A 25636-nucleotide genomic window follows, 5' to 3' on the forward strand; every position below is an offset into this window, starting at 1 on the left:
CTCCAGTGTGCTGTGGCCGACAAATGCGGATCATCCGCCTGAATTGGCAGACATGCGCCGGGCAATGGCCAGCCCCAGAAGCGGGAGCCCGACGGTAAGCGCGATCATCACGGTGCCGAGCGCGTTGATCTCCGGCGAGATCGAGTTGCGCAGCATCGCAAAAATCTGGGTGGGCACGGTTTCCACGCCGCCCGGTTTCCAGAACAGGGTTCCGGTGATGTCGTCGAAGGAAATGGTGAAGGCGAACAGCCCGCCCGCCAGCACCGCCGGCAACAGCAGCGGCAGCGTGATCGAGAAAAAGGTCTGCACCGGATTGGCGCCGAGGCTCATCGCCGCTTCCTCGACGTCGCGCCGGATCGAGACGAGACGCGCCTGCACGACGAGAATGACGAAGGGCAGCGTGAAGATGACGTGGCCGGCAAGCAGCAGCGCGAAGCTCTTGTTGATCGACAGCGCGTTGAGGAAGAGCAGCAGCGCAACGGCCAGCACCACTTCCGGCACCAGGATCGGCGCGATGAGGATCGTCGAGATCAGGTTCTGCCCCGGCACCTTGTAGCGGATCAGCGCCAGGCTCGCCAAAACGCCGATGGTGGTGGAGATCAGCGCGGTGAGCGCGCCGAGGATGATCGATGTGCGGAAGGCGCGCAGGATCGCATCGTTGCCGGCGAGTTCCACGAACCACCGCAGCGACAGCCCGCTCATCGGGAAGGCGCCGAACTCGCTCGCGTTGAAGCTCAGCAGCACCACGACGGCGACCGGCAGGAACATGAAGATGTAGACGAGCATCGTCCACAGACGGATGAGGGTCCAGCCCATGCCGCGGTTCATCAGCCCATCCCCTTCATCAGCTGGGCCATGCCCAGGAAATGGTTGTAGACGAGCACCAGCGCGCCGAGCACGGCGAGCAGCATCAGCGACAGCGCCGAGCCGAGCGGCCAGTTGAGCTGGGTGATGATGGCCTCGAAGACGAGATTGGCGAACATCGCATCGCGCGGACCGCCGAGCACGAGCGGAGTGATGTAGGTGCCGGCCGCGAGCACGAAGCAGAGCAGCCCACCCGCCGCGAGCCCCGGCAGCGACAGCGGCAGCGTGACCGAGAAGAAGGTCTGCAGCTTCGTGGCGCCGAGGGAATTGGCAGCCGATTCGAGGTTCTGGTCGATCCCGTCGACGGAGACGAAGACGTTGAGGATCATGAAGGGCATCAGGAAATGCACGAGCCCCAGGATCACGGTGGCCTCGTTGTAGAGCATCTGCAGCGGCTCGTTGATGATGCCGGCCCAGATCAGGAAGGAATTGACAGCGCCGGAGACGCCCAGAATGTTGATCCATGACATGGTGCGGATGATGTAGCTGACCCAGAAGGGCAGCATCAGCAGCAGCAGCAGGAAGCCCTTGTTGCGGTTGGAACGGGCAATGAAATAGGCGGCCGGATAGCCCGCGACCGCGCAGACCACCGTGGTGATCGCGGCAATCTTCAGCGTGTACAGCAGGATGTCGCGGTAGAACCGGTCGGTCAGCGCCTCGGTCCAGTTGTCGAGGTGGAAGCCGGCGACATCCGCTCCCGTGGCCGTGCGCAACCAGAACGAATAGACGACGATGAAGGCCAGCGGCACGAACAGCAGGAACGTGATCGCAACCAGCGCCGGTGACAGCAGAATCCAGGGTTGGCGGGCTTCCCGCGCCTCGACACCCATTCGCATTCCCCTTTTTTGTTTGTTGGGCAAAGCTTGCCAAGCGGCGCAACATTGATCAAATAGATAATAAGAATTTTAGCTATAGAGATTATCAATGATAGCAACCGATTCCGACCTCGAACGACTGGCGCGCGAACTCGACTGGAACCTGCTGCGCACCTTCGTCACCCTCGCCGAGGCCGGCGGCGTCACGGCGGCTGCCGACCGGTTGCGGCTCAAGCAGCCGACGGTCTCGAGCGCGCTCAAGCGGCTCGAGACACGGCTCGGCCGCAAGCTGATCGACCGCTCGCCGGGCCATTTCCGCCTGACCGATGCCGGCACCCTGCTCTATCGCGAGGCGGTCGACATCCAGGGCGCCATTCTCCGGCTCGGGACGCTGATGCGCGATGTCGCCGAGGAGGTGCGCGGACATGTCCGGATCGCGGTGGCGAGCCACGTGCAATCGCCGGTGTTCAACGATGCGCTGAGCGCCTTCCATACCGCGCATCCCGCCGCCACCATCTCGATCGACGTCGCGGCCAGCAAGTTCGCCGCCGCGGAGGTCGTCGCGCGGCGCGCCTCGCTCGCCCTCTGCCTGGTCCACGAATTCAGTCCGCGGCTCGAATACCGCAGGCTCTACCGCGAATTCTTCGGCCTGTTCTGCGGGCCGACCCACCCGCTTTTCGGCCGCTCGGACGTCTCGATCGGGGATCTCGCCGGCCATTCCTCGGTCAGCTTCGTCACCGACCAGATGGACGACGCCTTGCGCCCGGTGGCCTTGCTGCGCGCCCGCGCGGCACTCGACCAGCGCGTCGTCGGCACCTCGGCAAATCTCGAAGAGGTCCGACGGATGATCATCTCCGGCCTCGGCATCGGGCCTTTGCCGATCCATGTCGTCAAGCGCGACATCGAGGACGGACTGCTGTGGCGCCTGCCGCCCTACGAGGAGGTGCCGGAGATCGACGTTCACGTCGTCTGGAACCCGAGCGCACGCAACAACCGCGCCGAGCAACTGCTGCTGGGAGAACTGCTCGCCCGCATCGAAGCGACCCCGATGTCCGAGCGCACCTACTATTGAAGACCGGCGCCGAAACAGTGTGGCGCAAGGCCCGGCCGGGGACGGGCGGGCGGCGGGCGGCCCCACTGATCGCGCGCACGGCATGGAATTCGGCAAGCGTGACGCAACGGCCGGAAGCCGCCGACCGATTTCATCGTCGATCTATCTGTCGAGAGAAAAGTGGTGCCCGGAGGCGGATTTGAACCACCGACACGCGGATTTTCAATCCTAATGTCTGTCTCATAGCCCATTTTCAAGTTTGTTGACAGGCGTCGAAATCACGTCGACTACCTCTCATTAAATCCTGCTATATCAACGTGTTGTCAACAATTGCGTCCCTCTTGAATGTTTCGGGCGGTTGGATCAGGCTAGGTGTCGTCAGCTCTTGTCAACCAATTTGGAAGCGGTATAGGAGCGGTATAGATTCTAGGTGAAGGCATAGACTGAGGTGCAGGATCGTGGCGACTGAGAAGCTCATCATCGGCGATACGGAAATCAACAGAGCGATCGCCATGGCGAAATCCGGTGAAACCCCGGACGGGAAGATCTTCATTTTCACGGATGAGAAATTCACGAACCTGCGGCTCCAGGTGCAAGCGAAGACGGCGTCGTGGATCGTCCGCTGGAAATCCTCTTCGGTGACGATTGGTTACGCATGGCCCGCCAAGAAGCGGCACATCACCGCACCGAGCACGGTGCGCAAGTTGGCCGACACCGTGCTCGATCTCATGAAAGACGATCCTGATAAGGTGAAAAGCTACCTCGACGCGCATTTTGCGGGACAGTCAAAATCCGAAGCCCTAAAAGCTGCTCACAAGACGGCCGACACTTGGACGCTGCGCGAGTGCGTCGAGCAGACGATCGATGGAAAGACGGCTCCGGATGCCAAGCACAAGATCGGAGCGAACACGGTTAAGGACTATCGCGGCACCTTCTCCCGCGATGTGTTCCAGAAGGTGCTCGACAAGCCTGCCGTCCTCGTTACGCGGGGCGACATCGAGAGCGTGCGCGATCATGTGAAGAAGCACGTCGGCGCGTCACCCGCGATCAAAATTATCACATACACTCGCGCCGTCCTCGACTACTGCGCAAGGAATCATGCTGGCCAGTCCGGCCTCGACAAGGTCGATGCATGGTGGCATTTTCTCAACGCTCCTTTCGAAATCAAGCCTCGTAACCGACGTCCTGAAATCGAGGCCATCGTGGCCACGATGTTGCTTGCCGAAGAGTATCTCACGAAACCATTACCCGGCCGGGCGCAGGGCGTGAACGGCACGAATCCGGGAACGCTTGCGGGACTGTGGTGGCTCGTCCTCACCTGTCAGCGTGCGGCGGCGGGGATGTCTCTTCTCGCACATGATGTCGTCACCGATCCGGACAGCAACGAGTTTCTTCTGGCTGCATGGGCAGAGGACGTTATGAAAGCTGGACAGGCTCACGTGCTCCCGATCCCTGACCGCGCTTGGGCGATGATCAACTCGTTCCGTGAGAAAGGTCGTCATGCCGGATCGCAAGAGTGGGCTTTCCCATCTGAGCGAAAGAAGGACGCCCACGCGACCGCATCCGGTGTCTACCGGATCCTATATCGCCTTGCAGGTCGCGACGCATTGATCCAGGAAGCCAAGGTCGAGCGGAAGGGCAAGAAAGTTCCGGAGCGCACGGAACGCCGTGATCTGCTGAAGGAAGCAGGAATCGACTGGTGGTCCCTGCACGACCTCCGCCGCAGCCTGACGAAGGTTCTCGACGACAACGGAATTCCGGGCGGCGCGACCGTCATCCTCGCGCACGACATCCATGAGAAGTCAGAGCTTGCCGTCACGGCATCGGAGCGAGAGCGTGAGGATTTCCAGAAGCTCCGCACCGCCCGGATCACGAAGATGGCCTACGGCGGCGCCCAGTACATCGCGCTCAAGAAGGAGGCGATGCGGATCTGGACGGATGCCGTCCTCGATGAATACGACCGCCAGAAATCCGAGAAAGCGGCCACTCTCGAAGCCGCCGAGTGATTCCGCCCTATCCCAGTGCCCGCCGGATTCCGTTCCGCAGGCACTGGGTGCCAGTTTCAGTGCCTCGTGTCATCGTCACCGTCCTGCGACAGTTCCTGCATTGCATCCAGACCGCCGCCGTAGTCGTCGAGAAAGTGCGCCAACGCCTCCTCGTCGGTCTCGAACATCACATCCGCCGGCGGCACCCACCCCATCGCATCGACGACATCGACATGCGCCGCGCACCGAACCCGCGCATCGTCACCGGAGCCGACGAGCCTGCCGATCCGTCCGCAACACTCGCACGTCACCAGAGACTTCTGCCGTGCCGCCTCCCGGATACGCATCATCGCGCGGAACGGATGCGGAAGCTTACTGTCGGACGGCAGGTGGTCATCTAACGGGACATCACCCGACACATACGTCGTCGAGATCTTCAGCGCGCCGTCGACGGTCTCGGCCTTCACGATCTCAAAGCACCATTCCTCAGGCAGCGCGGCCGCTTCGGCAACAGCTTCGTCGAGGATGTGCTGCCAACCGTGGGCGACGGAAATTTCTGACATTACAGGCTCCTCTGTCGAGAATAACCGACATCGCTCGTTAGGGGCCACAGCTCCGCCAGTACCAGTTCCCGGAGCATCGGCAGATCGGCTTCAGTCACCTGCTTCTCACGAATCCGCGCAAGCATGCTCCAGAACTCGGCATCGATCACGTCAGCGGCCTCTTTGTCGGCGTCGTTGATCCCCATCCTGATCAAAGTCGCCGTTCGCCGGATCTCGAGCCGACACATCGTCGCCAGCTCACTCTTCCTGTCCGTCATCAGATACGTCTCCCTAGTCGGATCCATCCATCATCCGTTAGTGCCATTCCCCATGCGCGGTTGAGATACAGCACCCTCGACCAGATCCGCGGCCCCCAGTTTTTATGGTAGACGGATCCATTGACACGCCACTCGGCCGGCGACGACCCGCTCTGCCAGAGTTCGACGCGCCACGGCGTGACGATAGGAGCCTTGAACATCTCATCTTCCGTCGGCTCCGTCACACGGCTCAGACGGAATTCCGGCGGTGGCATGAGATAGCCGTCCGGCGACAAGAGCTGGAGCAGACGTCGCCCGATCCTGAAATCGGTGCCAGTCTTCGCCGCCATGTGCCAGCCGACCTGAATCAGCGTCGGATCGATGTCGAAGGGATCGAGGCCATAGAAGTCAACGGCATTCTCGATGTCCGGGCACCTTTCGAGAGCAGCCGCAAGCAGCTCTTCGAGATCCATGGATTCGACATCGATCCGGACCGGCGGCAATCCGAAACGGCGGCGGGGCGCGGTCATCGGAACTCCGGGGGATCGGTCTTGATCATCGCGTCAGCGGCCTCGTCGTAACGGTACCAATTGCCACGGACCTGCATCATACCGGACATCGCTCCATGTTCCCGGCGCGGCCACGACCGCTGATCAGGAGACGCATGCTCATCACACCGGCAGCGCCACCAGGCATAGCGCCCAGGCGGAGGGCGGCGGACATAGCCGGGTTCGCCGCAGACTTCGCACGTCTGGCCCGACTTGATCTCGGCCTTGCCCTTCGCGAGCCGCGCCGCGAGGACGGGGGTGTCGCACCAAATTCGCAACGTTCCCCATTTCTCCTTCATCTCGTGCACTTCGAGGCTCGGATCGTGCGGCAGCGCCTCGACTACGAACGCGCGTACGAGCGGCAGCCAGCCAATACCGACGTCGACGTAGAGGGCGCTGTCGAAGACGCCAGGGTAGTCACTCTGCAGGTCGTCGAGCTTGATGCGCGGGAAGTCGGGATCATGCGTCACAGATGGCCTCCTTTTCACAGCCGTCACACGTCACCACGCGGCTGGTTCCACGATCTCGCCCATGTCCAGATCCGCAGCAGCCGCACGTGTGGAGCGACTGGGTGACAAAACCCTGCACGAGGCGTCCGAGCTGATAGCGCTGAGCGGGGCCGAGCTGGCTGTCATCGACGTCGACGTGGAGCCAGCCGCGGTCCGCGGTCATCTCGGTAATGGCTGCCGTCGGGTGGGCGCTGTGGAGAGCGAGGCGGAGGTCGTGGACGAGGCCGATCCAGCCGATCGGGAGACGGTCGTCACTCATGACGGCTCCACTTTTCGTAGCATCCAGAACACAGCAGGCGGTCGCCGAGAGCGGCGTCGGGATCATCGAGCAGCGCCTCCAGCCCGACCTTCGAGACGATTTCACCGGGGCGACCGCAGTGCTCGCAGGATTCCACCAGGTCACCGCGCGCGCCTTCCAGTACGAACTCAATCGCGGCACGGTCGATATCGGGCAGGCAATCCGCGATCCGAGCATCAACGACGACGAAGCCCGCGTTCCGCGTGACCACGCTGCGGATGTCAACTTTGTCGATGAGACCGAGGTCGTGTAGCTGCGCGTACATGTCGCCGACGGCAGTCTGTAGGCCGCGGCGGAACTGCAGGTGCTCGACATCGGGGACGGCATCGCCGTAGCGGCCGCGCATGGCAGCGTACCAGATGTCGTCGGGGCGGAGGGGGAAGCGGTCTCGGAGGAGATCTGCGGCAGCCTCCTCAGCATCAGCGATGATGTCGTCGAGGCCCTGGCTGCTGCCGGCGACTACGATGCGCAGCTTGCTGTCATCAAGCCAGATGCGCTGGACGCGCAGATCGGAATCGAATGCGGCAAGTCGCTCGAAGAACTCGATGATGACCGGCTCGATCTCGGTGGGGATGTCGATGTACTCCGGGGGGAAAGGAACTCGGGCGCCGAAACGCTGGCGGAGGCTAGTGTGGAAGGGATTAGACATCGAGCGACTCCTTGATTTCAGAAAACGTCAGCGGTGCGAAATGAGTGTCGGCACAGTCGATTCCGACGTCACGGCTGCGCCCGAGAGGTGCCAGATCGCCGTGGCTGTGTCCGAAAAGGTGGTAGCCACCGTGATGAGCGGCGGGCCAAGTCCGGCAAGCGTAGTGATGCAGATAGATGCGGCAGCCCTCATCAGTCGTCTCGAGCGCGTGGACCGGCGGCTGATCCCACGGAAGGCCGCGGACGGTCTTGCTGACGCGGCCTTTGTTATCGAGATCGTGATTGCCCAGAACGAGGATCTTGCGGCCGTGCATTTCATGGAAGAGATGGCGAATGTACTCTACATCGCCGCTGAGGGCGAAATCGCCGATCACATACAGGATGTCGTCGCGCTCGACGCGGTCGTTGATGCGGCGAACGATGGCGGCATCCATATCCTCGACGGCGTCAAAGGGGCGCGTGGCGGCGCAGTGCCTCAGGATGCCGTGGTGGCCGAGATGGAGGTCGGCTGTGTACCACTTGCGGGTGAAGGACATGATGGACTCCTGAAAGATAGACATACGAAAGCGGCGACCGCGGAGGGCGGTGTCAGGCGGCTATTCGGGCTATCTTCAGTCCAGTCATCGGCGGCGTCCTTGTTCCGGGAATCCGTATAGCAGGACCCGGAGTGGTTGTGAGCCCCGCCGATGCAGAAAGGCGCCGGCGAGGTTAACGGGTTGCGATCGGGTGCACGGACTTATGCATGAGATATCTCACAGGCGGTATAATTGTGGGCCGATATACTGCCTGTGATACCAAGCTGGGGCTTAATGCTCGAATACAACCTCGACACCGACGAAATCCATCGGCCTGCGCTGCCGGCGGAGCCATTCGCGCTCCTGGATGACGTAGTCGGGCACTGGTGGGTTCGTGGCCTCGTACTCGCGCCGACGGCGGTGGTTTTCGGTAAGGAAGGCGTCGAACTTGGCACGGCTCTCGGCGGCCGCCTCGTCGGCTTCCGCTGACAATCTTGCGCGACGAGCCTGCTCAAACGCTCTGAGCGACTTCCCAGCCCGGGCGATCTGGGCTGCGTCATATCCGACGAGCGATCCAGCTTCCGAGATAAACCGGGCTTCTTCGGCGGGTGTCATCAGGCTGTAAGACAGTCGAAGCTCCTCAGGCTTCATGAGCATCTCGCGGGGATATCCCTCGGGAAGTACCCGCATGTCCTTACCTGCTGGACAGTTGTCAACGACACGGCTGATCGGCGTATTGAGGCTAGCCACCGCCGCCTCGAACTCTTCAGTCCGCATGCGCAGGTGTTCCTTGGCGATTCTCACGACGTCACCGAAGACGGTGTCGAGTCCATTTGTGCGGATGACGGCGGGATCCGCGGAGGCATCCAGTTCCGTTTTGATCGCCGCAATCAGCTTGTCGAACCTGGCGCGGTGTTCGTGTTCCTGCGCGGCCTCGGCCTCGGCGATGGCTACCAGGTTTGCTATCAGGACTTTCTTCGGCAGTTTTCTCGTGCTCATGCTGCGTACTCCATGTCTTCGATGACGTCTGCGTTGTTCCGGAAAAGGTGGCCGAGATCGCTCTCTGTAGGCCGGGCCTCGATATCCCGGTATTGTTGCTCTCCGTCGGCCGACCAGACCAATCGGAGCGTCTTCTCGGAGGCGCCCGTCCAGAGGTGGCCTGCGACGATGGACACGGCCTCTGCCGGATCGAATCCTTCGGCAACATAAAGGATGACCTTGTTCGCGAGCGCGATGTCGGTGATCGCTTCGTCGGCGGCATCTTCGTCGGACTCGATAATCTGAGCCTCGCCTCCCTCTTGCATTCGAACCCAGGCTTCGAATGCGGCGGATATCCCAGCACGCTCGAGCAGCCCCGTAATCCGCTCATCGGCGAAGGCCTCGGTCCACATTGTCGCGATCTCTCTCACCGAGACGTCGAGGCGTGTGGCCGCACGACGGAGGACGTCCTCGCCGGGCATCTGAGTGGCCATGTCGACCGCGGAGGACGTTGCGATCCTTCGAACGACCGTACGATCTGAGCGATCCATTTCCGCTTTCTGGAATTCGGCTGGCATCTTCAGGGCCTTGCCCACGGTGATGACGATCCCGACAACCGGGCGGCCTCGTGTAGCAGCGCGGACGTATTCGCAATCGATCTGGAAGCGGCGGACGTGGTTCCGGATGTCGTCGAGGACGGGTTGCAGGACTCGGCTCTCAAAGTTGCTGAACTTGAAGATGTCGGGCTGCCATCCGAGGAGATCCGCGAGTTCTTCAGGTGTCCAACGGATTGGGGGGCGCTGGTCGCGGCCCGACATCAGAGCGAGCGTCGGATAGAGACGAGATGTGTATTTCGAAGTGAACCGCGGAAATGCACCGAGTTCCAGGTGCGCGTAGATCTCGCTGGCGAGGATTGCCTTTCTGACCGCAGGAAACATCTCGACAGCGATATGGCTCTTTTTCGTCGTCTTCGACCTGGCTTCATAGACGTTCAGAAGCTGCACACGCTCCGCCGTCATTTCGAAATCGCCGTCGGTATCAAGAAAGTCATACGACACCCACGTCGACGACAGTGCCTTCATTTGGCTCCGGAGACGAGATGTCTTCTCGATCTGGAGGTATGCCTTCGCGTCCTCGAAGGGCACCATGAACGTCTCGGTCTCAGCGAGCGTCGGGCGCCAACGAGCCAAAAGATAAGTATAGAGAGCGGCGGATGTTGCCGTCATCGCTTCTTCTGGCGTGTTTCCTTCGCGCGCGCCGAAGTACCTGACGGAATGAATGAGAGCAGCGGACCTCTCGACGGTCGGCTCTTTCTCGATGCCAGGACGCTCTTTCGCATGAACCAGGCGGATGTCACCTCGAACGCCCCTGCGGTCGGCTCCCGTTGTTTTCTGTCGGCTGAAATTCTTCGTCATGTCTGCTCTCCTCGTACAACAATGGTCATCGCCGGCGGAGAATGACGCAAGGGTCTCGGCTCGATTCTCTCGTTGTCGAGCAGAAAGAATGTGTCCCGTAGTGATGACAGTGCGCGGACAAAATGTAGCTGAGACGGGGGTGTTTTCGGACAAAATGTAGCTGAGACGATTCCGATACGCGGCGCGGCTTCTAAGCCCGTCAACGCGATTTGCCGGGAATTCGAAAAGAATATACCGAGCGGGTCGGTATGGAAGTGAATCTGCTCATCCGGGAGGGGGGAGACTTACGTCTCTCGTAGGACGCTACGCGCTGCTCCGCTCGACCAGCTACCGCGTGTCCAACAACTAGCCCCGAGTGACAAGTTCCGACATAGACGTTGCGATCCTGTGCTTTGTCACTTGCAACGCCGATCAACATCCTTGTCTCGTAGTGACGGCCGAACTGATCGAGCCGTCTCGTAGTGACGGAGGGTTGGATATGCCGAGACCGAAGGGAACAACGCCGAGACTGGTCGCGCAGCAGGCTCGACAGGCGAAGCACCGCGAGAAGCTGAAGTTGATCGGCAAGCCAGAGGCGAGCCAGGTTGACGTCGCGGTCGCATCAGCCGTCGCGAAGGCTGCAATGTGGCTGGCTTCTCGTACCGAATCCAGGACTATCGGCGAGAACGATCCTCGACGTCATCTTCTCAAGAAGATCGTCGTAACGGCGACACAGGAGCTTGTGTCTTCCGGGTGCGACCGAGTGGAGGCGCAGAAGAAGATCGCGTCACGATTCCGAAGTGCGCGCAAGCGTCGTTCTCCCCCCATTACTTCTTAACCCAGAATCGGTTTTCCGATGATTTTGCGGGAGTCTCGTAGTGACGCATCTAAATCTGACACCGAGAGCGAGATGGAAACTCGGCGGGGTGAGCGACGCAAGGATTGGTGAAGTTCGTCAGGCGCTCCTGGTTCTTGGCGCGGTTGCCGCTGAAGACGCCGACTATGCCAAAACTCGCAACGGTCGTGGATTTTCTAAATCGGACTCGAGCAAGGGCCACGCACTGAGCAAGGTCAGCCTCGCCGCTGCGCTTGGTGACCAGTCACTGCTCGGCGAGATACTCCGGATGGCGGCTCGTTACCGCCGCCAAGCGTCGACCCTATCGCAGGGCACGTTGCTTTAACGCGAGACAAATTGCGGATTCCCGATTCAGCCCCGTCGGCTGCCGGCGCTTGAATCTTTCACCGCACTGGCCCGATCATGATCCAACACAGGAGATCAAGACATGGCCGAGAAGGACGCCAAGATTCAGACATTCGCGCCTCGGATCGACTGGCTCGAGCAAGCCGCCGCGGATCTCTATACCAAAACTGGCAGCGGCGGGACGCTCGACGAACGGCTCTGGCGCGCAACGCTCACAGGAGCCGAAACCAGCGGCTCCTGGTCTCCAGATCCGTGGACGCAGACTGATCTTATCTACGGCCCCGATTCCGTCAATGGCATGTCGCTCCACCAGACCCTCTACGGCAACAACGCTGCCAACGCTCTGAAGACGCAGGACGGCAAGGGCCTCTACGGCTGGCTCTTTCCGACGACCGAGACGCGCTGGCAGTACGGACCCGAGAACGGTAGCCGCAACCTCGCCACCGAGATCTTCGGCGCCCCCGACAGCGGCTGGGTTCACGCCCTGCGCGCCGCCAACCTCAACCTCATGTCCGCGATATTCAAAGACGTCTCTTACGTCGGGAACTATACCATCATCGATCGTATCAACGACCTTGCGACCGAACTCGAAACCCTTGCGACGGGCGCAGAGCAAGCCATCGGGGACGTTCAGACCGAGGTCGCTCATCAAGCCGATCTAAACGACGCCGCGCATGCCAATCTCCAGAGCCAGATCGACAACCTGCGAGCGCGCATCAACGCAGGAGGTCTCTGACGATGGACACCGACCTCACACCTCGACAGGCAGTCCACGCCTACCTCGGCGGCGAGCCGGTCCCGCCTCACGTCCTGCGCGCGGCCGTGGCTCAATACGTCACCGGGTACGAAACCCTCGTCGATCTCGCCATGGACGTCACGGGCGACCCCTGCGACATCTCGGCAGGGAACGACCTGGCCGCAGAACTTTTGATGCAGCAGACGATGCTCGAGGAATTCTACACGCTGACGTCCGCCGCGACGGCGCTGCCTGACCTCGTCCGTAGCCGGCAGCCGAGAAGGACTCGAGCATGAATCCACTTGCGCTCGATGCCGCCGACACACACCATTCATCTACCGCTGGATTCTTTCTGTCGGTTCCTTCTGACTCACCCCGGCTGCCGCGCGAACAACCGCGCGCCCGGGGTTTCTTTTTTGAGGTGACGCATGGCGAAAGATGATCTCTTCACATTCGACCTTCGCGGATTCGAGAAGACGATGAGCAGGGTCGAGAAGACGATTTTGCCGACGGCCCAGGCAGGCTTTCTCAATGGGATCGCGTTCAGTGCCAGGAAGGCGCTGCTCAAGCACGCTGACGCCGTGATCGAGGGCAAGCCAACTACCTGGACGAAGAAAGGTTTCGTCGTCGACAAAGCCACCCCCGATTCCGTGGAAGCCACAGTCAGGCTCCAGCCGCAGCAAGCGGGCTACATGACGTACCTGATCAATGGTGGCATACGTCGCAAGGGCGACGTCGGGGCCACCCCATACGATGTCCTGACCGATGCCCCGGACAGCGAGAAGAATGCGTTCGGCAACCTTAAGCGCGGCTACCTGAAGAAGCTTTCAAGGCAGGCGCGGCTCGAGAAGACGAAGCGTGCTCGTCTTGCCGCCAAACGCGACAAGCTCCGCAAGGCGGGCCAGCCCACGGCTCCTGCGAGCTGGGCCGCGAACAACCCGAACAAGCCCGGCATCTTCTTCGGCCGCGTGGGCAATCAAAAGGGATATTGGCAGCGCGCGGCGATGCGCGACGGTGACTACAGGCTCAAGCTACTCGCACGGATGTCGGACGAGGCCGTCTACAAGCCGACGTTCAAGTGGGATGACACGATCTCTGCATCGGTCAGGGATTCGGATCCGGGGAAGATCTACCAGGCCGAGATCACGCGCGCACTCCGAAAGCTCAACGGCGGGTAAGCTGCCGGCGGCGTTTACCTGGGCTCAACGGTCCCACACTATGAACGGACAGATCCGTGATCGAGGTGGGGCATGAAAGCGTTCGAGATTTACTCCGGTGTCGGCGGCATGGGCATCGGATTCGAGGCCGCAGGTATCCAAGTCAGCGGCGGTGTCGATGCCTGGGATCGCGTCGGCTACGTACGTTCCGCAAACGACATGTTCTATCAATGGGCTGATGCCTCCGATCTGACGAGATTTGGTAGCGACCTTGCTCGGTACAACATGGACATCGTGATCGGCGGGCCTCCCTGCCAGGATTTCGCGAAAGGTGGCAAGCGTCAGTCTGGTCAGAATGCCGCTTACACGCGCTCATTTGCGTTGCTCATAGCGACCGCTCGTCCCGAATGGTTTGTCTTCGAGAATGTGACGGAGGCAGCGGAAAGCGACGAATATTTTGATGCCCGAAGGATCTGGATGAAATCCGGGTACGGACTCACCGAGCTCTTCCTCGACGCATCGCTGTACGGAGTGCCTCAAGCTAGGCATAGGCTCATCGTCATAGGACGCATCGGAGAAGGGCCTCAGTTCCTTGAGACGCCGATTCGACGGGCAGCTTCGAAAGAACCCCGGTCTGTAAGGAGCATCCTGGATCCTCTCGATCCCGACGACGCTCACCTGCTCGAGGTGGGCTACTACTACACCCGCGGCTACAAGGATGGCGCTGGGGTGCGAAGCATCGACGAACCAGCACCTGGTATCAATCATACGTTCCGCGAGCCGCCCTATGGCAAGCACAAGACCATTGTGAATCCGAAGGATAAGATCCACGCGACGGCGGCGCACGTCCTGACGCAGCAACAAATGGCTCGGCTCCAAGGTTTCCCGCGGAATTTCCGGTGGCAACCGAAAGATGGCCGGATAGCTATCGCGGATATCGACCAGATGATCGCCAATGCGGTGCCGCCCGCATTCGCCTATCACTTCGCGAAAGCTATCAGGGAGCGGCATGAGGACAAGTGCTTCCCGAAGATCAACAAGGTCTTCCGTCCGTATCTTCTGGAAACAACCGATCTCGACATACGCTCCGTCGACAACATCTGCAGTCGCGTCAACCGTGCGCGAAAGCTGCTGGAAGGCAGGACATATCCCGATGTCGATATCGAAGTGGCGATGCTCGATAGAGTATTCTATGCCATGCAGCGAGCGTGGGACGAGAATGAGAAGCTGCCGGTGGATCAGCGGAAACCGAATGTTCCCAAACCGCTAGGAGTCCATCAGAAGTCCGACATGCGTGCCGCGCTCCGTCTATATGCGGCCATGCCCAGGCCGAAATCCGACGTCGAGAAAGCCATAGCCAAGGGCGAAGCCAAGCGGAAAAAGGAGAAGAAGCGGCCACCACCGTTGTTTCCGCGTGCGAGAGCGCAGTGGAAGCCGAAGTGGACCATTGGCGACCTCTTGCACAGCCCGGTGCCGACCTACGGATCTGGCAAGCGTCTCCTGTCGTCACGGATCCGGCAGAAGACCGTCGAAGAAGCCTACCAGGCAGACCTTGCCGCACAGAATTTCGACCCGGATCCGCCTGATGACTACCGTCTGTCGCCGCCTGCAGGTGATCCTGCCGGGGACGAACGTCCAGACAACTGGAACGACCCGAGACACGATTCCGATTACCGCGCATTCGCGAAAGCCAGGATGGCAAAGAAGACTAGGAAGAAGCGCGACTGACTTGCCTCACGCGCCGCCGGCACAGACACTATTCCCGTAATCGAGGAGTGTCCGCATGCCCGCAGCCGAACTGACAGTTGAACGATTTCCGACCTGGTCGACCCGCGCCCGACGTCTTGCCGCGCCACGTGTCCACTGGGTTTCGCTCGGGGCGGAATACGACATCGCACATCTGACGCGGCTATGGCAGCTCATCATGCGATTCCGGCTCGAGTCTTTGCCGGACGACGGGCACGTGATGTGGCAGATCGCAGATGCTCTGCGCGGACGTCGCGGTGACGCTGTGCGGATCCGGGAAGGAATCGTCAGCATCGATCGTCGACATCTCAAGGACTTCCGAGATCAGATCGATTGGCTGTGGGATCACCTCGCGGACGAGCACGGTGAGCAGCGCTATCAATTCTCCCGCGACGTAGGGGATTTCGTGCGCATCGAGAGCGAGCAACCGCCGATCACCGATCTCGAGGATGCCAGGCGCGCCATCGACATCATCAAGGCGCTCGATGACCTGCTGGCCGACAATGTCACGAAGCTATGGGAGGACGCGTGATGGTGTCGATCTCCACCGATTTGAACGAGTTTTCCGCCCGCATCAACGGCACGCTGTCGGATATAGAACGTCTGCGCTCCCGCATTGCAGACGCGGGCCAGGATATTCACGAGCTCCGTATCCGGAACAATATTGGATTCGAGCACGAAGACGGACTGCTGGAAGCGAGCGGCTATGTCGGCTCGGCTGCTATGCATATGCAGTACGCCATCGACGAGCTGGCGATCATCGCGGAATCACTGAAAACAAGAGAGAACTCTGATGGCACCCCGCAAGCCGAAACCTGCTGACCCCGCAGCCGTCGCCGAGCCGATCATCGAGCAGCCGGTCATCCACTATCTGCCGAATCCTGTAACCGTCGCCCACACGACACCGCGCACTCGCGACGAGATCGCGATCCGGGATGCCGTCCGCGCACGGCTGTCCGCGGTCGAGACAGCTATCGTGGATTTCGTGTCGGAGAAGACGGCGGAAGGATTCAGCCTCGACGACATCAACAGTCTGTACGCCGTCGAGTTGCCTATCCTTTTCGGATATCGCATCGATGGAGGGCGGATCCGGGCGCAGTACGACGGGCAGATCGTGGAGCGGTAGGTCAGTTGTAGGCTGGCGCGTAGGCCGGAGTCAGCTTGTCGCTGAAATACGTCCTCAGCTCGTCGACCACGATGCCGAAGTCCTGCGGCCAGCCGGTGACCTTGTTCTTCCTCAGGTGCCGCTCCCACTCAGACTGCTTGGCCTTCGAGAACACGGGCATCAGTCCCTCAGGTGTTTCCTGTGGCATCTCCGTCCGGCACTGGCTGAAGGTGTGCTCGATCGCATTCCGCACCTTCTCAGGATCGAATCCTTTGCGGCTGAGAAGCACTAGATCCCGGTAATCCTTCATCCTGGTATTCGTCAGCCCTCTGGTGACGATGCCGTGCAGCTTCTCAGCCATGCAGTACTCCCACGGCTGAGCCTTTATCGTCGCCGACGTCTGGCCTTCGAGCATCGGGATGATCGGGAGTTCCCGCAGTCCTATCGGCGGCTCTCCGCCTATGCTGATATCGGCGTAGGTCGTGACGCGCGTCTTGCCGAGGAATCCCGTGATGTAGATGCGCAGGCCACGGTACTCGCTGTGCTCGTGTTCCAGCTCCGACGTCTTGGTGATCTCGAACCGGAATCCGTCGCTATCTTCGACCGTCACCGCGCGCTGGAAGAGATCGAGGATATCCTCGTGCGAACGGACTTCGTAGGTGTGAAGGTCGATGTCGCTCGTCGGGCGATCCATGTCCGACATCGTTGGGCACCAGTGATAGAGACAGCCGCCTGTGACAACCAGGTGACGACCTTCTTCGAACGCCTGCAGTCGGCATGCCAGACGCTCTTGCGCATACCTCTGGAAGCCCTGGGGGACATCCTGACCGCGATTCCTGAAGCGGGCGTTCAGCTTCGCTGCATTCCGTTCGCCGATGGTGTGCGTATCCGACATTTTCGCTCTCCAAAACATCACGTAGTGATCTCTTGATGAGCATGGTTGTCGTCGGCCGTGCATGGCGCAAACGCGCCGGCGGCTTTAGATGAAATGGCGGAGGTAGTAGTAGACTTGGTCGGCAGGCTTCTCTCCGCGCTCCCGAGCCTTCATCCTCAGGAGCACGACATCCGGGCGCGTGCCACCATCAGCGAAGGCACCGCGGTAGCACTCCTCGACGTCGTCGATGCCGAACATGGATTCATTGATCGCCAGCTCGAGCAACGTCCTCTCCGCCGACGCGACACGATACGGCCGCCCATCCGTGTCCTCCCTGACTTCCACGCCCCATGGCAAGTCGACGCCGTGGATCCACTCCAGATCGAAGTCCTGCCACTTCGGTGGTTGCGGCATCCGCTCGGGCTGGGAGAGCTGCCGGAACCCGTGGCTGTTCGCCGATGTCCATCCCCGGGCGATCGCTGACTGCATGCCCGTGATGTGCGCATTCGGAAATGCGGCGCAGAGATCGGCCCAGTCGGCCTGAGCGGCGTACGAGTCCAGCAACTCGGCATCGCGACCTGTCGTCGTGCGGGATTGCCCGAGCCATTCCTGGGCGCGTGCGGTCATTGCGTCTTTGACGCCGACCTCGCCGGAGCGAAGGCGTTTCGCTGTGCGCTCGGAGACGTCGAGCACGGCGGCGAGCTGGGGAGCAGACAGACCGGACGCGGAAAGCCATCTCTGGAAGTCGTCCGTTGTCCATACCCGCCTAGCCATAGCCGTCTCCGTCAGTCTCAATGACTACTGGGTGACAGAAAAGTGGCACCCAGTCAACGCGGAGGATGGAGGAATGGTTACGGATGTGCGATCGTTACGCGTTGCCAGTTCGGAATTTCGAAGGCGCGAGCATGTGCATCTTGTGGCCGTGCGGCCAGTAGATCAGGAACGTGGCCTCCCCGAACTGATCGGAGGTGCAGCGCAATTCGACTGGGATATCCCTAATGATGGGCTCACCGTTCTTCTCCGACTGGGTGACAAGGATTTCCTGCAGGGGTGCGGGCACCTCTATCATGGCAAGTTCCGAGAGCGGGTACCGCTGGTCGATGAACGGATAGTCGCCATCCGGGAGGACTGGATTTGGTAAAGTCGCCAATGTCGTTTCTCATGCTGTGCGGACGTCGCCGATGAACTCCTCGAGAGTTATCAGATGCGGTCGGACGGCCTCTGGATAGGAACCGTGTATACCAGACGGCACAACGAGGCGAACACCCGCTTCGACCATCTCGTTGAACTGCGGTTCCGACACGCCCTCCTGCAGGGTCAACAGGTGCTTCGTCTGAATGCGGTCGGCCTCGTTGATAATCTGCCGCCATCGGTCCTTGCAGGTCGTTTTCGCGGCGAGCATGCGCAAGCGGTTGGCTGGAAACGAATTGTCCTCGTACGCCGCAACGCTTGGGAACAAGAAATCCGGCCTCTTGTTGATTTCGATGAGGGGGTTGTGCACGAACGCCGTCCCCGGTGCCAGACCCTCTTCTTCGAGGAGAGCTGCGGTGTGATATTCCAAGGACTTCCCGGCTCGGGACTTGCGGCTCTGTAGGATGGTGTTTGCCATCCCCAAAAACCCGTCGATCGAGTGGAATCCTTCTTTGATCTTCGGCAGCCAAGAAGCCTCTTCGATGCTTTTAAAGATCTCGAACTCGCAGGCGCGTCGAAGCATCAGTCGGACATCGACGGGCATGGCGCTTGCCGGACGCAAGCTGATCGTCCTCTCGATGATTTCTCGTCCTGTCGGAAACGCGGTCAACCATGCTTCAGGTATCTCGCTTGGCTGCAGCCAGCATGACGCGCGGCTCGGCACTGCCGTGAAGAGATCAGCTTGCGGATCCGAAACGCCTGGCCTCCAGATCACGGGAATCTTAGGCTCAACCGGACCCAGACGCTCTTCCACGAAGTCCGCCTCCGTCCCTTCGCCGCCGCATACCCAGACGTGGCATTCAGCCGGTGAGGTTTCGGTCTCGACCTTGAAAGCAAAGATCGCGAGTGCACCAGTGCTGTCGGGATCGAGGAGAGCAGACTGAGCGCCACCGAAGCCCGTCAGGCGCGTTTCGTTTCTCGTGCCGCCGTGTAGCTTGCCGTTGTACCAGATAGCTCTGATCGTTCTGACTTCCGGATGGGAGTCGAGATACAACTCGAAGAAGGCGTCGGGTCTTTCGACCTCTGGGCGATTGATGCTCGGGAGAACTTCGAACAACACCTGCTTGGGAATGTATGGCCCAGCCTGGTGGCTCTTGTTGGCTAGCGTGTCATTGCCGGAAAGGCGTTTCGCATACCACAGATAGCCCGGCTTTCCGAAGTCGGCCATCCAATCACTCAGGTCGGCAATCGCCATCCCGTATCCCCTCGATTTCCCCTGTCGACTCCGCTGATTCGAGCCACGCCCGGATCCTGTCGATTACAACGGGAAATGGCAATCGGGTCCGTCCTTTGAGCGCGCATTCCCACACCGTCAGATGCCGCCATCCCAATGCTTGAAGCTCGTTTCGGACACGCTTGTCACGCTGCCGGTTGCCTTCGATCTTCTCGGCCCAGAACTCGGTGCGCGACGACGGCAGCTTGAAAAGATGGCAATCGTGCCCGTGCCAATAGCAGCCATCCACGAAGACCACGGCCTTGCGCGCCGGAAAGACGAGATCGGGTTTTCCTGGGAGCCGCTTGTCGTGGATCCGGTAGCGCCACCCGAGTGCGAACAGCGCCTTCCGGATGGCGATCTCGGGCTGCGTGTTCTTGCCCTTGATGCCAGCCATCATCTGACTGCGCCTTTCAGGCGAAACAACGTCCGTCATCAGGCGCGCTTGAGGATGACTTCTTCAACCTCTTGGTAGTCAAGGATATACGGCTTCATGAGTTCGGCCACGGCCTTGACCGCGGGAACGGCTACGCTGTTTCCGAACTGGCGATAAGCCTGGGTGTCAGAAACCGGGATGCGGAAGTTGCTCTCTCCCGGGCCGTCGAATCCCATCAGCCGAGCGCATTCGCGCGGCGTGAGGCGGCGCGGATTGCGGCCGTCGCCGCGGCTGATCAGGATCTCGGAGCCGTCCTTGTGATAGCGCGCCGACAGCGTTCGAGAGATGCCCTCTGGTCCGAACAAGCCGAAGCCGAAGCCATTGCCCGCAGCCTTATGCTTAGCCGCGTAGGCCTGCAGATAAGCCCACAGCTTGTCAGTCAAGGTGTACTTGTCGGAGACGCGACCGATGTTACCGTCTGTATACGGCTTCTCCGGAGCTTCCTCGCCATTTTCTGGATGCAGAATGGTCTTCAGCGTCGGCCCCTTCAGGACATCGGGAATCTGCAGGTCTTCGAAATTGAAGCCCTGATCCTGCCGAAAGCCCACGATGAAGATGCGTTCACGGTGCTGCGGCAGCCACGATTTCGCATCGAGAACCTTGTACTTGATCGTGTAGCCGAGCTGGTTCTCCAACACGTCCTTGATTACCGAGAACGTTCTTCCCTTGTCGTGGTTGACGAGGTTCTTGACGTTTTCGAGCAGGAAAGCCTTCGGCCTCTTCGCCTCAAGGATCCGCTGGATTTCGAAGAACAGTGTGCCCTGTGTCTCGCATGCGAATCCATGAGGACGGCCCAAAGCGTTCTTCTTGCTGACGCCTGCGATCGAGAAGCTCTGGCACGGGAAACCTCCGAGCAGGACGTCGTGATCGGGGATGTCGTCGACATGAAGCTGGCGGATATCGCCGTGGATTTCGTGCTGGTCGTCCGGGTAATTCGCGCGATACGTCTGCTGACTATGCTTGTCCCACTCGCAGGTCAGCACGCATTTGCCGCCGATGGCATCGAACCCCCGCCGAAGCCCTCCAATGCCCGCGAAGAGGTCGATAAAGGTGAAGGAGTGCTCCGCCGACGCAGCCGGGCAGCGCTGCTGTCGCAAGAACTCAAGCTTGTCCATAACGACCTTCCGCGGCACGTTTTCGCCGCTCTCCCAGCGGTAGACCTGACGCTCGTTATAACCCAGGAGTTCGGCTGCTTCAGGAACGCTCAGGCCAGCCTTCTGGCGGAGGGTAGAGAAATAGGACATGCTTCACCTCGTATTCGCTGGGACTCTTTCTGACATCCCGGCACGATTCTACCAATAGAACGGAAAGAGAACATTAACAAGATTGTTCCGGATTTGTGCCGGCGTTTGCGCGCGGCACCGATTGCCCACACCATCTTCCTTAGGCACCGAACAGAGGGAGGGTGATATGAGCGTCATTGAGTGGAAGTCGATTGACGAGGAAAGATTGATCGGGTTCGTCGGTCAGGAGCATGCTTTCGACATCATGCCGTGGGAGGCTGAAGCCTATCGGTGGCCGTGGCAGTTGCAGATCAGAAGCGACATCTTCTGCCAAGGCGAGTTTGTAAGGGCGGCCAGATCACAGGAAGAAGCCAAGCTCCTTGCCGAGGATCTGACCAGGTATGTCTTCGTTGCCCTGGATGTCGTTCCTGCCGATCCCGACGTCGCGGCCGCCTTTTTCGTTCCCCGAGATGATCCGGAACGGAAAGCCGGAGATGAAATGATCCGGTCTCGACACAACTGGCTCCGCGACACCGGATGGTACGATCCGACAGTCTGACCCCACAAGCCGCCTCCGGGCGGCTTTTCCATGCCCATCGAATCCTGCCGGCGTTTGCGCCGCGCACCGTCAGCGCACACCATTCTCCTGGGCACCGATATGAGGAGGATGTGATGCCGGTACTGAATTTGAACGAAGACGAGAGGGGCGCAGTCGTTGCCGCCCTGCATCACGAGCGTGTGCGCTTGACCGGAGAGTGGTCAAAGGCATTCGACGATGAGGAAGGCTCCGTGATCTATCGCGACAACGAGCTGGAGAGGCTGGCCAAGGCCATTGATCTGACGACCGACCTCCGCCGGAAGGTCGAGGTCGCCGCAGATATCACCAAGTCTGCTTGGCATAACGAATATGGCTGGCTGCATCCCGTGAAGTCCATGGAAGCCGCGATCGCCGACTACGAGTCTGGTGAAGCCACACGTGAAGACGTCGCCGATGCTCTCGGTATCGATGTCGCTGAGCTGGATGCCGCGAATGCGCGTGATCGGGCGCGGCAGGACCAAATTGCACCTGGCACCTGGACGACGCTGCCTGAAGGATACGATGTGGATGCCGATCCGTATGAAGTCACGGATCCGGAGGAGCCGAAGGTCAAGAGGATCGAGATCAAGATCGATGGCGTGACGCGGACTGTCTACAGCACCGATCGCAATATCGAAGAGCTTGAGAGAGCCTTGGTAGACCTGCAGATCGCGCAACGTGCCTATCTGGACGGCTGCGTGTCCGAAATGGTCTCCTAACTCGGCAATCTGTCCGTATCCGTCTCACACACCGCCGCCCGGCTCACCAGCTCGGCGGCGGATTACTTTCTAGGTCGCCCAGGACGCCGTGGCCGCCCTCCGAATATTCGACACACGAACCATGCTGCCGGTGTCGAGCACGCGACGACGTAGCCATCTCCTCGCAGATCCCCCAGCCATTCGCCCGTGGGATCGATGCTTTTCACACGATTGTAGCCGATCATGCTGGCTTCGAAGGTGTCGAACAGGAACTGCCGCTTCCGCGCCATGGCTAGCGCTTCAACGCCCCAGCGTTCTTCCTGAAATTGCACTCGTAGCATTCGGCTTGGATGTTCGAGATGTCGTCTGTCCCGCCATGATAGACCGGGATCTTATGGCCCTTGGTCCAGACGTTCTTATAGCGGGGATCTGGGCGCTTCGGAATCTCTTCCCAAGGCCGATTGCATTCCGCGCAGGCTAAGCTTGTAGCAAGGAGCGCTTTCCACTCGGCAGCGGTATGCTTCCCCCCGTTTGCCTTCATCCTCGCCTGGCGAACCTTCCCTCGGGCATTCCGGCAATCCATGCAGCGATCCCAACCATTGAAGCGAGTTCCGCCGCACTTGGTGCATGTCTTGATGTTGATCGCGTCCATTCCTGCCCCACCGAATCATAGAAACCGCGATCATACGATTTACGCCGGCGTTTGCGCCACGCGCCGCCAGCGCACACCATTCTCGTATCCGAAACGAGGAGGATGGGATGGCCGACGAATTCAAATCACCGCAGCCGGGCACGCTGCTCGAGATGCCAGATGGCTGGGACGTGCTCTACGCAACCGCTGGAAAGCAGCCAGCACTGACCGACGAGCGGATCCTGCAGATCGCTGAACGGCACCGTAATCATGTGCTGACGGCGCAGTCGGGGACGAGGTTCGACGTCATCGAGCACAAGGACTTGGTGGCGTTCGCGCGGGAAGTTGAGCGGGCGGTGATCAGGCAGCAGGTGATGGGCCTCGTGGAAACAGTCGCGCGACTGAAGCGTGAAAACAACCAGCTCCACTGGGAGGTCGCCAACGCCAAGCGCGAGCGCGATGTCGCTGAAGACAGATACGAGGCAATTCGTGCTGGAGTTGCGGCATGAGCAGCTTCCTGAATAGCCAGAACCGCATCGAGTTCACTCCTGATCCGCTCGGCGGCGTAATCGACCCAGAAGGCTGTCACTGCGAAAGCGAGAGCGATGCCGTCATGCACTATCTCGTCGGCAGCACTGGTGGCTTCCGCGATGATGTCTTCGGCTTCGTTGCAAGTGTCCTGCGCGATATTGGTACGGGACATGGTGACGGTCTCCGGGGTATCGCCGAGATCATCCAGCGAGATCCACGAGTTGCTGCCGAGTTTGTCGCGAACGTTCTCGCACACGGCAATCTCCTCGAGTGCGCTGGCTTCGTCTACTGGACGACGCCGCGTGGGGAGCAGTGGGTCGAGATTGCCGATAAAGGTGCGGGAGAGCAGGCATGACAAACGAATTCATCAGACACGACCCACTGTCCCGGCATCCGGAAGAAGTTCGGGATCGCATCCGTCAGCTCTACCTGCGCGCCAACCAGATCGCTCTCGCCGTCGAGGATGGCGTTGATCTCGATGTCCTGTCGGATCGCGCCGGTGTCGGACGTCAGGCCATCATCGAGATCATGCATGGGCATATCCACGACGTCGACGAGCCGACCATCAAAGCTATCGAGGATGCGGTGGCGGGCATCGTTGGAGCAGCGGCATGAGCGATCTCGAATTCATCAAGCGGCTGCCGAAGCGGATCTCGCACAAATCCGACGGCGGTCTCGTGGAAATGTATCGGGCCACTGCTGACGGTCTCTACTACATTGAAACTGGCGATCCGTGCTGCGAACCGACGATGTCGTGGGAGAGCTGGGTCGCATTCGCCCGGGAGATCATCGCGGCCGATGATGCTGCGCGTGCGGGAGGTGGGGTATGAACCCGTCTCCATACACAGCCGACTTCCTGCTCGACATCGCGAAGAGCGCCCCATTCCCTCACGCCGTCCCTGAGGTGCAGTGGCATTCGACACTGACCTTCGACGCTCGTGACGGCTGGCAGGTGTCTGTCTTTTACGATGGTGACGAGTTTGACTACATCGCGCACTTCATTACGCCTGGCGGCAACGTGATCGATCCATGGGCTTGGCCTGACGCGGATCAGGATGAACACGCGCCGTTCGCATACGGCGACAAAGAGCGGATCATCTTCTGGCGGCCATGAACCGCCCGGAGGCTCCTGAGGGGGTGTGACCAGTGCGGGTAATTCGCGACCCCAGTCGATCACTCCGCCGAAATTTCTGAAATCTGATTCAACATCAGCACCCTCCATCACCTGCGTTGAATCTTGCAGACGGTGACCGCCTGCTAGTCCCAGCAACCACGGGACTTTTCATTCATGGCACCACGCAGATCCAAGACCGACCCCTTGCTGAAATCGGCCGAATCCGGGTCGCACCCCTCGCTCACGATCGACGAGGATTCAGCACCCGCAGGCGGCGCAAGAAACTCCCCGAACTCAAGGCAGATGTCGCTCAAGCAGCTAGCAGCCTTCCTCAATCGTGACCGCAATACGGTGATGAAATACCTGGATCAAGGCATGCCGTCAGTTGAACAGGCGGACAGAGACCGCGGTATCGCATGGGTGATCGATTCCGCGGAGGCAGTCCGGTGGCTCGAGGAACGTGCGGCTCGCAACGTCGCCGAGAAGCTGGGTGGCGACACGAAGTCCGTGACCAAGGATGAAGCCGAGCGCCGAGACTGGGTGGCGCGCATGGTCATCCGCGAGAAGGACGCCGCTGAGAGCATCGGCATGGTCGCCAAGATCCACGACATGCTCGATCTCATGCGCCAGGACTATGTCGAACTGACCCTCAGGCTTGGTGCCATCCCAGACACCATCGCGGGAAAGGTCGACTCCAAGATTTCGGCCAGAGTGCGCGCCATCGCCGATGAACAGATCCAGAGCGCGCTCAAGGCACTCGTCGCCGTGGATGAGGCTCAGAAGCGGCACAAGGGCTGAT

The 25636-nt window shown here is 60.4% G+C and carries 37 protein-coding genes; 19 read left to right on the forward strand and 18 right to left on the reverse strand.

Annotated features, from left to right (window positions below; translation table 11 throughout):
- Positions 1-30: 30 nt before the first annotated feature.
- Positions 31-828: an ABC transporter permease gene (locus AWJ14_RS17260; protein ID WP_210183559.1), complete on the reverse strand. Its 798-nt coding sequence runs from the start codon at positions 826-828 to the stop codon at positions 31-33.
- The gene (locus tag AWJ14_RS17265) at positions 828-1694 is read right to left on the reverse strand and encodes an ABC transporter permease (protein WP_066182068.1); all 867 of its coding nucleotides are present in this window, start codon (positions 1692-1694) and stop codon (positions 828-830) included. The genes AWJ14_RS17260 and AWJ14_RS17265 overlap by 1 nt, the downstream gene beginning before the upstream one ends.
- Positions 1695-1788: 94 nt before the next feature.
- On the opposite strand from AWJ14_RS17265, the gene AWJ14_RS17270 reads away from it, so the two are divergent.
- Together AWJ14_RS17270 and AWJ14_RS17275 are read left to right on the forward strand one after the other, a co-directional pair.
- On the forward strand, positions 1789-2751 hold the full coding sequence (locus tag AWJ14_RS17270) for a LysR family transcriptional regulator (RefSeq protein ID WP_066182072.1): 963 nt from the start codon (positions 1789-1791) through the stop codon (positions 2749-2751).
- A 437-nt stretch (positions 2752-3188) separates the two neighbouring features.
- A complete protein-coding gene (locus tag AWJ14_RS17275) occupies positions 3189-4736 on the forward strand; it encodes a site-specific integrase (RefSeq protein WP_066182075.1) in 1548 nt (515 codons plus the stop codon).
- Between the two features lie 56 nt (positions 4737-4792).
- Here AWJ14_RS17275 and AWJ14_RS17280 read toward each other — a convergent pair whose 3' ends face one another.
- The 9 genes from AWJ14_RS17280 to AWJ14_RS17320 all read right to left on the reverse strand — a co-directional run bounded on the left by AWJ14_RS17280 (position 4793) and on the right by AWJ14_RS17320 (position 10425).
- Positions 4793-5278 (reverse strand): hypothetical protein, encoded by a 486-nt coding sequence (locus AWJ14_RS17280; protein ID WP_066182078.1) that lies wholly within the window; start codon positions 5276-5278, stop codon positions 4793-4795.
- Positions 5278-5535 carry a hypothetical protein gene (locus tag AWJ14_RS17285; RefSeq protein WP_066182080.1) on the reverse strand — a complete coding sequence of 86 codons (258 nt, stop codon included), beginning with the start codon at positions 5533-5535 and terminating at the stop codon, positions 5278-5280. Before AWJ14_RS17285 ends, AWJ14_RS17280 begins: the two co-directional genes overlap by 1 nt.
- Positions 5535-6044, reverse strand: coding sequence for a hypothetical protein (locus AWJ14_RS17290; RefSeq protein ID WP_066182083.1), 510 nt, complete (start codon positions 6042-6044; stop codon positions 5535-5537). Before AWJ14_RS17290 ends, AWJ14_RS17285 begins: the two co-directional genes overlap by 1 nt.
- Positions 6041-6532 carry a hypothetical protein gene (locus tag AWJ14_RS17295; RefSeq protein WP_066182086.1) on the reverse strand — a complete coding sequence of 164 codons (492 nt, stop codon included), beginning with the start codon at positions 6530-6532 and terminating at the stop codon, positions 6041-6043. The genes AWJ14_RS17290 and AWJ14_RS17295 overlap by 4 nt, the downstream gene beginning before the upstream one ends.
- The gene (locus tag AWJ14_RS17300; protein WP_066182089.1) at positions 6522-6830 is read right to left on the reverse strand and encodes a hypothetical protein; all 309 of its coding nucleotides are present in this window, start codon (positions 6828-6830) and stop codon (positions 6522-6524) included. The genes AWJ14_RS17295 and AWJ14_RS17300 overlap by 11 nt, the downstream gene beginning before the upstream one ends.
- On the reverse strand, positions 6823-7518 hold the full coding sequence (locus AWJ14_RS17305; protein ID WP_066182093.1) for a hypothetical protein: 696 nt from the start codon (positions 7516-7518) through the stop codon (positions 6823-6825). The genes AWJ14_RS17300 and AWJ14_RS17305 overlap by 8 nt, the downstream gene beginning before the upstream one ends.
- Positions 7511-8053: a hypothetical protein gene (locus AWJ14_RS17310; RefSeq protein ID WP_066182096.1), complete on the reverse strand. Its 543-nt coding sequence runs from the start codon at positions 8051-8053 to the stop codon at positions 7511-7513. The genes AWJ14_RS17305 and AWJ14_RS17310 overlap by 8 nt, the downstream gene beginning before the upstream one ends.
- 270 nt (positions 8054-8323) lie before the next feature.
- Complete coding sequence (locus AWJ14_RS17315; RefSeq protein ID WP_066182099.1) at positions 8324-9031, reverse strand: hypothetical protein; 708 nt, start codon at positions 9029-9031, stop codon at positions 8324-8326.
- The gene (locus AWJ14_RS17320) at positions 9028-10425 is read right to left on the reverse strand and encodes a replication initiation protein (protein ID WP_066182102.1); all 1398 of its coding nucleotides are present in this window, start codon (positions 10423-10425) and stop codon (positions 9028-9030) included. The genes AWJ14_RS17315 and AWJ14_RS17320 overlap by 4 nt, the downstream gene beginning before the upstream one ends.
- A 478-nt stretch (positions 10426-10903) precedes the next feature.
- On the opposite strand from AWJ14_RS17320, the gene AWJ14_RS22285 reads away from it, so the two are divergent.
- The 9 genes from AWJ14_RS22285 to AWJ14_RS17360 all read left to right on the forward strand — a co-directional run bounded on the left by AWJ14_RS22285 (position 10904) and on the right by AWJ14_RS17360 (position 16370).
- On the forward strand, positions 10904-11242 hold the full coding sequence (locus AWJ14_RS22285; protein WP_139112686.1) for a hypothetical protein: 339 nt from the start codon (positions 10904-10906) through the stop codon (positions 11240-11242).
- Between the two features lie 88 nt (positions 11243-11330).
- Positions 11331-11585: a hypothetical protein gene (locus AWJ14_RS17325; protein WP_066182106.1), complete on the forward strand. Its 255-nt coding sequence runs from the start codon at positions 11331-11333 to the stop codon at positions 11583-11585.
- A gap of 102 nt (positions 11586-11687) precedes the next feature.
- Complete coding sequence (locus tag AWJ14_RS17330) at positions 11688-12341, forward strand: hypothetical protein (RefSeq protein ID WP_066182111.1); 654 nt, start codon at positions 11688-11690, stop codon at positions 12339-12341.
- Between the two features lie 2 nt (positions 12342-12343).
- Entirely contained in the window at positions 12344-12637 is a 294-nt protein-coding gene (locus AWJ14_RS17335; RefSeq protein ID WP_066182113.1) for a hypothetical protein, read from the forward strand.
- A gap of 132 nt (positions 12638-12769) precedes the next feature.
- Entirely contained in the window at positions 12770-13519 is a 750-nt protein-coding gene (locus AWJ14_RS17340) for a hypothetical protein (protein WP_066182116.1), read from the forward strand.
- A 72-nt stretch (positions 13520-13591) separates the two neighbouring features.
- The gene (locus AWJ14_RS17345; protein WP_066182119.1) at positions 13592-15226 is read left to right on the forward strand and encodes a DNA cytosine methyltransferase; all 1635 of its coding nucleotides are present in this window, start codon (positions 13592-13594) and stop codon (positions 15224-15226) included.
- Between the two features lie 55 nt (positions 15227-15281).
- Positions 15282-15776: a ferritin family protein gene (locus AWJ14_RS17350; protein WP_066182122.1), complete on the forward strand. Its 495-nt coding sequence runs from the start codon at positions 15282-15284 to the stop codon at positions 15774-15776.
- On the forward strand, positions 15776-16066 hold the full coding sequence (locus AWJ14_RS17355) for a hypothetical protein (protein WP_066182125.1): 291 nt from the start codon (positions 15776-15778) through the stop codon (positions 16064-16066). The genes AWJ14_RS17350 and AWJ14_RS17355 overlap by 1 nt, the downstream gene beginning before the upstream one ends.
- A complete protein-coding gene (locus AWJ14_RS17360) occupies positions 16038-16370 on the forward strand; it encodes a hypothetical protein (protein ID WP_066182128.1) in 333 nt (110 codons plus the stop codon). The genes AWJ14_RS17355 and AWJ14_RS17360 overlap by 29 nt, the downstream gene beginning before the upstream one ends.
- Before the next feature lies 1 nt (position 16371).
- On the opposite strand, the gene AWJ14_RS17365 is transcribed toward AWJ14_RS17360, so the two are convergent.
- The 6 genes from AWJ14_RS17365 to dcm form a co-directional block, all read right to left on the reverse strand.
- Entirely contained in the window at positions 16372-17244 is an 873-nt protein-coding gene (locus tag AWJ14_RS17365) for a nucleotidyl transferase AbiEii/AbiGii toxin family protein (protein WP_066182131.1), read from the reverse strand.
- 84 nt (positions 17245-17328) lie between these two features.
- Positions 17329-17997: a hypothetical protein gene (locus AWJ14_RS17370; protein ID WP_066182137.1), complete on the reverse strand. Its 669-nt coding sequence runs from the start codon at positions 17995-17997 to the stop codon at positions 17329-17331.
- A gap of 94 nt (positions 17998-18091) precedes the next feature.
- The gene (locus AWJ14_RS17375) at positions 18092-18292 is read right to left on the reverse strand and encodes a hypothetical protein (protein ID WP_245304347.1); all 201 of its coding nucleotides are present in this window, start codon (positions 18290-18292) and stop codon (positions 18092-18094) included.
- A gap of 90 nt (positions 18293-18382) precedes the next feature.
- The gene (locus AWJ14_RS17380; protein ID WP_083220334.1) at positions 18383-19609 is read right to left on the reverse strand and encodes a type II restriction endonuclease; all 1227 of its coding nucleotides are present in this window, start codon (positions 19607-19609) and stop codon (positions 18383-18385) included.
- Complete coding sequence (locus tag AWJ14_RS17385) at positions 19587-20063, reverse strand: very short patch repair endonuclease (protein WP_066182143.1); 477 nt, start codon at positions 20061-20063, stop codon at positions 19587-19589. Before AWJ14_RS17385 ends, AWJ14_RS17380 begins: the two co-directional genes overlap by 23 nt.
- Entirely contained in the window at positions 20063-21307 is a 1245-nt protein-coding gene (dcm, locus tag AWJ14_RS17390; protein WP_066182146.1) for a DNA (cytosine-5-)-methyltransferase, read from the reverse strand. Before dcm ends, AWJ14_RS17385 begins: the two co-directional genes overlap by 1 nt.
- 166 nt (positions 21308-21473) lie before the next feature.
- Here dcm and AWJ14_RS17395 point away from each other — a divergent pair, with 166 nt between their 5' ends.
- Together AWJ14_RS17395 and AWJ14_RS17400 are read left to right on the forward strand one after the other, a co-directional pair.
- On the forward strand, positions 21474-21845 hold the full coding sequence (locus AWJ14_RS17395; protein WP_066182149.1) for a hypothetical protein: 372 nt from the start codon (positions 21474-21476) through the stop codon (positions 21843-21845).
- A 113-nt stretch (positions 21846-21958) separates the two neighbouring features.
- Positions 21959-22582, forward strand: a complete 624-nt coding sequence (locus AWJ14_RS17400) for a hypothetical protein (protein WP_066182150.1) — start codon at positions 21959-21961, stop codon at positions 22580-22582.
- A 271-nt stretch (positions 22583-22853) separates the two neighbouring features.
- Here the strand turns inward: AWJ14_RS17400 and AWJ14_RS23140 are convergent, their stop codons facing one another.
- Positions 22854-23213, reverse strand: a complete 360-nt coding sequence (locus tag AWJ14_RS23140; RefSeq protein WP_083220335.1) for an HNH endonuclease — start codon at positions 23211-23213, stop codon at positions 22854-22856.
- A 107-nt stretch (positions 23214-23320) separates the two neighbouring features.
- Between AWJ14_RS23140 and AWJ14_RS17405 the strand changes: the two genes are divergently transcribed.
- From AWJ14_RS17405 to AWJ14_RS17430, 6 genes are all read left to right on the forward strand, one after another.
- Positions 23321-23701 (forward strand): hypothetical protein, encoded by a 381-nt coding sequence (locus AWJ14_RS17405; protein ID WP_066182153.1) that lies wholly within the window; start codon positions 23321-23323, stop codon positions 23699-23701.
- On the forward strand, positions 23698-24078 hold the full coding sequence (locus AWJ14_RS17410) for a hypothetical protein (protein WP_066182156.1): 381 nt from the start codon (positions 23698-23700) through the stop codon (positions 24076-24078). Before AWJ14_RS17405 ends, AWJ14_RS17410 begins: the two co-directional genes overlap by 4 nt.
- The gene (locus tag AWJ14_RS17415) at positions 24075-24338 is read left to right on the forward strand and encodes a hypothetical protein (protein WP_066182159.1); all 264 of its coding nucleotides are present in this window, start codon (positions 24075-24077) and stop codon (positions 24336-24338) included. Before AWJ14_RS17410 ends, AWJ14_RS17415 begins: the two co-directional genes overlap by 4 nt.
- The gene (locus tag AWJ14_RS17420; RefSeq protein ID WP_066182162.1) at positions 24335-24553 is read left to right on the forward strand and encodes a hypothetical protein; all 219 of its coding nucleotides are present in this window, start codon (positions 24335-24337) and stop codon (positions 24551-24553) included. The genes AWJ14_RS17415 and AWJ14_RS17420 overlap by 4 nt, the downstream gene beginning before the upstream one ends.
- Positions 24550-24837: a hypothetical protein gene (locus AWJ14_RS17425; protein ID WP_066182165.1), complete on the forward strand. Its 288-nt coding sequence runs from the start codon at positions 24550-24552 to the stop codon at positions 24835-24837. Before AWJ14_RS17420 ends, AWJ14_RS17425 begins: the two co-directional genes overlap by 4 nt.
- 174 nt (positions 24838-25011) lie before the next feature.
- A complete protein-coding gene (locus AWJ14_RS17430) occupies positions 25012-25635 on the forward strand; it encodes a terminase small subunit (protein WP_139112687.1) in 624 nt (207 codons plus the stop codon).
- The last annotated feature ends 1 nt before the right edge of the window (position 25636 follow it).

Origin of the sequence: Parahoeflea olei (assembly GCF_001703635.1) — a bacterium.
Lineage (GTDB): Bacteria > Pseudomonadota > Alphaproteobacteria > Rhizobiales > Rhizobiaceae > Hoeflea > Hoeflea olei.

What these genes read in the sequence shown, in the direction of transcription:
- AWJ14_RS17300 (WP_066182089.1), bottom strand. Translation starts at nt 6,830, where the DNA reads ATGAGTGACGACCGTCTCCCGATCGGCTGGATCGGCCTCGTCCACGAC.
- AWJ14_RS17305 (WP_066182093.1), bottom strand. Translation starts at nt 7,518, where the DNA reads ATGTCTAATCCCTTCCACACTAGCCTCCGCCAGCGTTTCGGCGCCCGA.
- dcm (WP_066182146.1), bottom strand. Translation starts at nt 21,307, where the DNA reads ATGTCCTATTTCTCTACCCTCCGCCAGAAGGCTGGCCTGAGCGTTCCT.
- AWJ14_RS17315 (WP_066182099.1), bottom strand. Translation starts at nt 9,031, where the DNA reads ATGAGCACGAGAAAACTGCCGAAGAAAGTCCTGATAGCAAACCTGGTA.
- AWJ14_RS17290 (WP_066182083.1), bottom strand. Translation starts at nt 6,044, where the DNA reads ATGACCGCGCCCCGCCGCCGTTTCGGATTGCCGCCGGTCCGGATCGAT.
- AWJ14_RS17355 (WP_066182125.1), top strand. Translation starts at nt 15,776, where the DNA reads ATGGTGTCGATCTCCACCGATTTGAACGAGTTTTCCGCCCGCATCAAC.
- AWJ14_RS17395 (WP_066182149.1), top strand. Translation starts at nt 21,474, where the DNA reads ATGAGCGTCATTGAGTGGAAGTCGATTGACGAGGAAAGATTGATCGGG.
- AWJ14_RS17265 (WP_066182068.1), bottom strand. Translation starts at nt 1,694, where the DNA reads ATGGGTGTCGAGGCGCGGGAAGCCCGCCAACCCTGGATTCTGCTGTCA.
- AWJ14_RS17400 (WP_066182150.1), top strand. Translation starts at nt 21,959, where the DNA reads ATGCCGGTACTGAATTTGAACGAAGACGAGAGGGGCGCAGTCGTTGCC.
- AWJ14_RS17385 (WP_066182143.1), bottom strand. Translation starts at nt 20,063, where the DNA reads ATGACGGACGTTGTTTCGCCTGAAAGGCGCAGTCAGATGATGGCTGGC.
- AWJ14_RS17280 (WP_066182078.1), bottom strand. Translation starts at nt 5,278, where the DNA reads ATGTCAGAAATTTCCGTCGCCCACGGTTGGCAGCACATCCTCGACGAA.
- AWJ14_RS17310 (WP_066182096.1), bottom strand. Translation starts at nt 8,053, where the DNA reads ATGTCCTTCACCCGCAAGTGGTACACAGCCGACCTCCATCTCGGCCAC.
- AWJ14_RS17340 (WP_066182116.1), top strand. Translation starts at nt 12,770, where the DNA reads ATGGCGAAAGATGATCTCTTCACATTCGACCTTCGCGGATTCGAGAAG.
- AWJ14_RS17260 (WP_210183559.1), bottom strand. Translation starts at nt 828, where the DNA reads ATGAACCGCGGCATGGGCTGGACCCTCATCCGTCTGTGGACGATGCTC.
- AWJ14_RS17415 (WP_066182159.1), top strand. Translation starts at nt 24,075, where the DNA reads ATGACAAACGAATTCATCAGACACGACCCACTGTCCCGGCATCCGGAA.
- AWJ14_RS17370 (WP_066182137.1), bottom strand. Translation starts at nt 17,997, where the DNA reads ATGGCTAGGCGGGTATGGACAACGGACGACTTCCAGAGATGGCTTTCC.
- AWJ14_RS22285 (WP_139112686.1), top strand. Translation starts at nt 10,904, where the DNA reads ATGCCGAGACCGAAGGGAACAACGCCGAGACTGGTCGCGCAGCAGGCT.
- AWJ14_RS17365 (WP_066182131.1), bottom strand. Translation starts at nt 17,244, where the DNA reads ATGTCGGATACGCACACCATCGGCGAACGGAATGCAGCGAAGCTGAAC.
- AWJ14_RS17345 (WP_066182119.1), top strand. Translation starts at nt 13,592, where the DNA reads ATGAAAGCGTTCGAGATTTACTCCGGTGTCGGCGGCATGGGCATCGGA.
- AWJ14_RS17430 (WP_139112687.1), top strand. Translation starts at nt 25,012, where the DNA reads ATGGCACCACGCAGATCCAAGACCGACCCCTTGCTGAAATCGGCCGAA.
- AWJ14_RS17335 (WP_066182113.1), top strand. Translation starts at nt 12,344, where the DNA reads ATGGACACCGACCTCACACCTCGACAGGCAGTCCACGCCTACCTCGGC.
- AWJ14_RS17320 (WP_066182102.1), bottom strand. Translation starts at nt 10,425, where the DNA reads ATGACGAAGAATTTCAGCCGACAGAAAACAACGGGAGCCGACCGCAGG.
- AWJ14_RS17405 (WP_066182153.1), top strand. Translation starts at nt 23,321, where the DNA reads ATGGCCGACGAATTCAAATCACCGCAGCCGGGCACGCTGCTCGAGATG.
- AWJ14_RS23140 (WP_083220335.1), bottom strand. Translation starts at nt 23,213, where the DNA reads ATGGACGCGATCAACATCAAGACATGCACCAAGTGCGGCGGAACTCGC.
- AWJ14_RS17360 (WP_066182128.1), top strand. Translation starts at nt 16,038, where the DNA reads ATGGCACCCCGCAAGCCGAAACCTGCTGACCCCGCAGCCGTCGCCGAG.
- AWJ14_RS17270 (WP_066182072.1), top strand. Translation starts at nt 1,789, where the DNA reads ATGATAGCAACCGATTCCGACCTCGAACGACTGGCGCGCGAACTCGAC.
- AWJ14_RS17425 (WP_066182165.1), top strand. Translation starts at nt 24,550, where the DNA reads ATGAACCCGTCTCCATACACAGCCGACTTCCTGCTCGACATCGCGAAG.
- AWJ14_RS17330 (WP_066182111.1), top strand. Translation starts at nt 11,688, where the DNA reads ATGGCCGAGAAGGACGCCAAGATTCAGACATTCGCGCCTCGGATCGAC.
- AWJ14_RS17420 (WP_066182162.1), top strand. Translation starts at nt 24,335, where the DNA reads ATGAGCGATCTCGAATTCATCAAGCGGCTGCCGAAGCGGATCTCGCAC.
- AWJ14_RS17375 (WP_245304347.1), bottom strand. Translation starts at nt 18,292, where the DNA reads ATGATAGAGGTGCCCGCACCCCTGCAGGAAATCCTTGTCACCCAGTCG.
- AWJ14_RS17380 (WP_083220334.1), bottom strand. Translation starts at nt 19,609, where the DNA reads ATGGCGATTGCCGACCTGAGTGATTGGATGGCCGACTTCGGAAAGCCG.
- AWJ14_RS17410 (WP_066182156.1), top strand. Translation starts at nt 23,698, where the DNA reads ATGAGCAGCTTCCTGAATAGCCAGAACCGCATCGAGTTCACTCCTGAT.
- AWJ14_RS17350 (WP_066182122.1), top strand. Translation starts at nt 15,282, where the DNA reads ATGCCCGCAGCCGAACTGACAGTTGAACGATTTCCGACCTGGTCGACC.
- AWJ14_RS17285 (WP_066182080.1), bottom strand. Translation starts at nt 5,535, where the DNA reads ATGACGGACAGGAAGAGTGAGCTGGCGACGATGTGTCGGCTCGAGATC.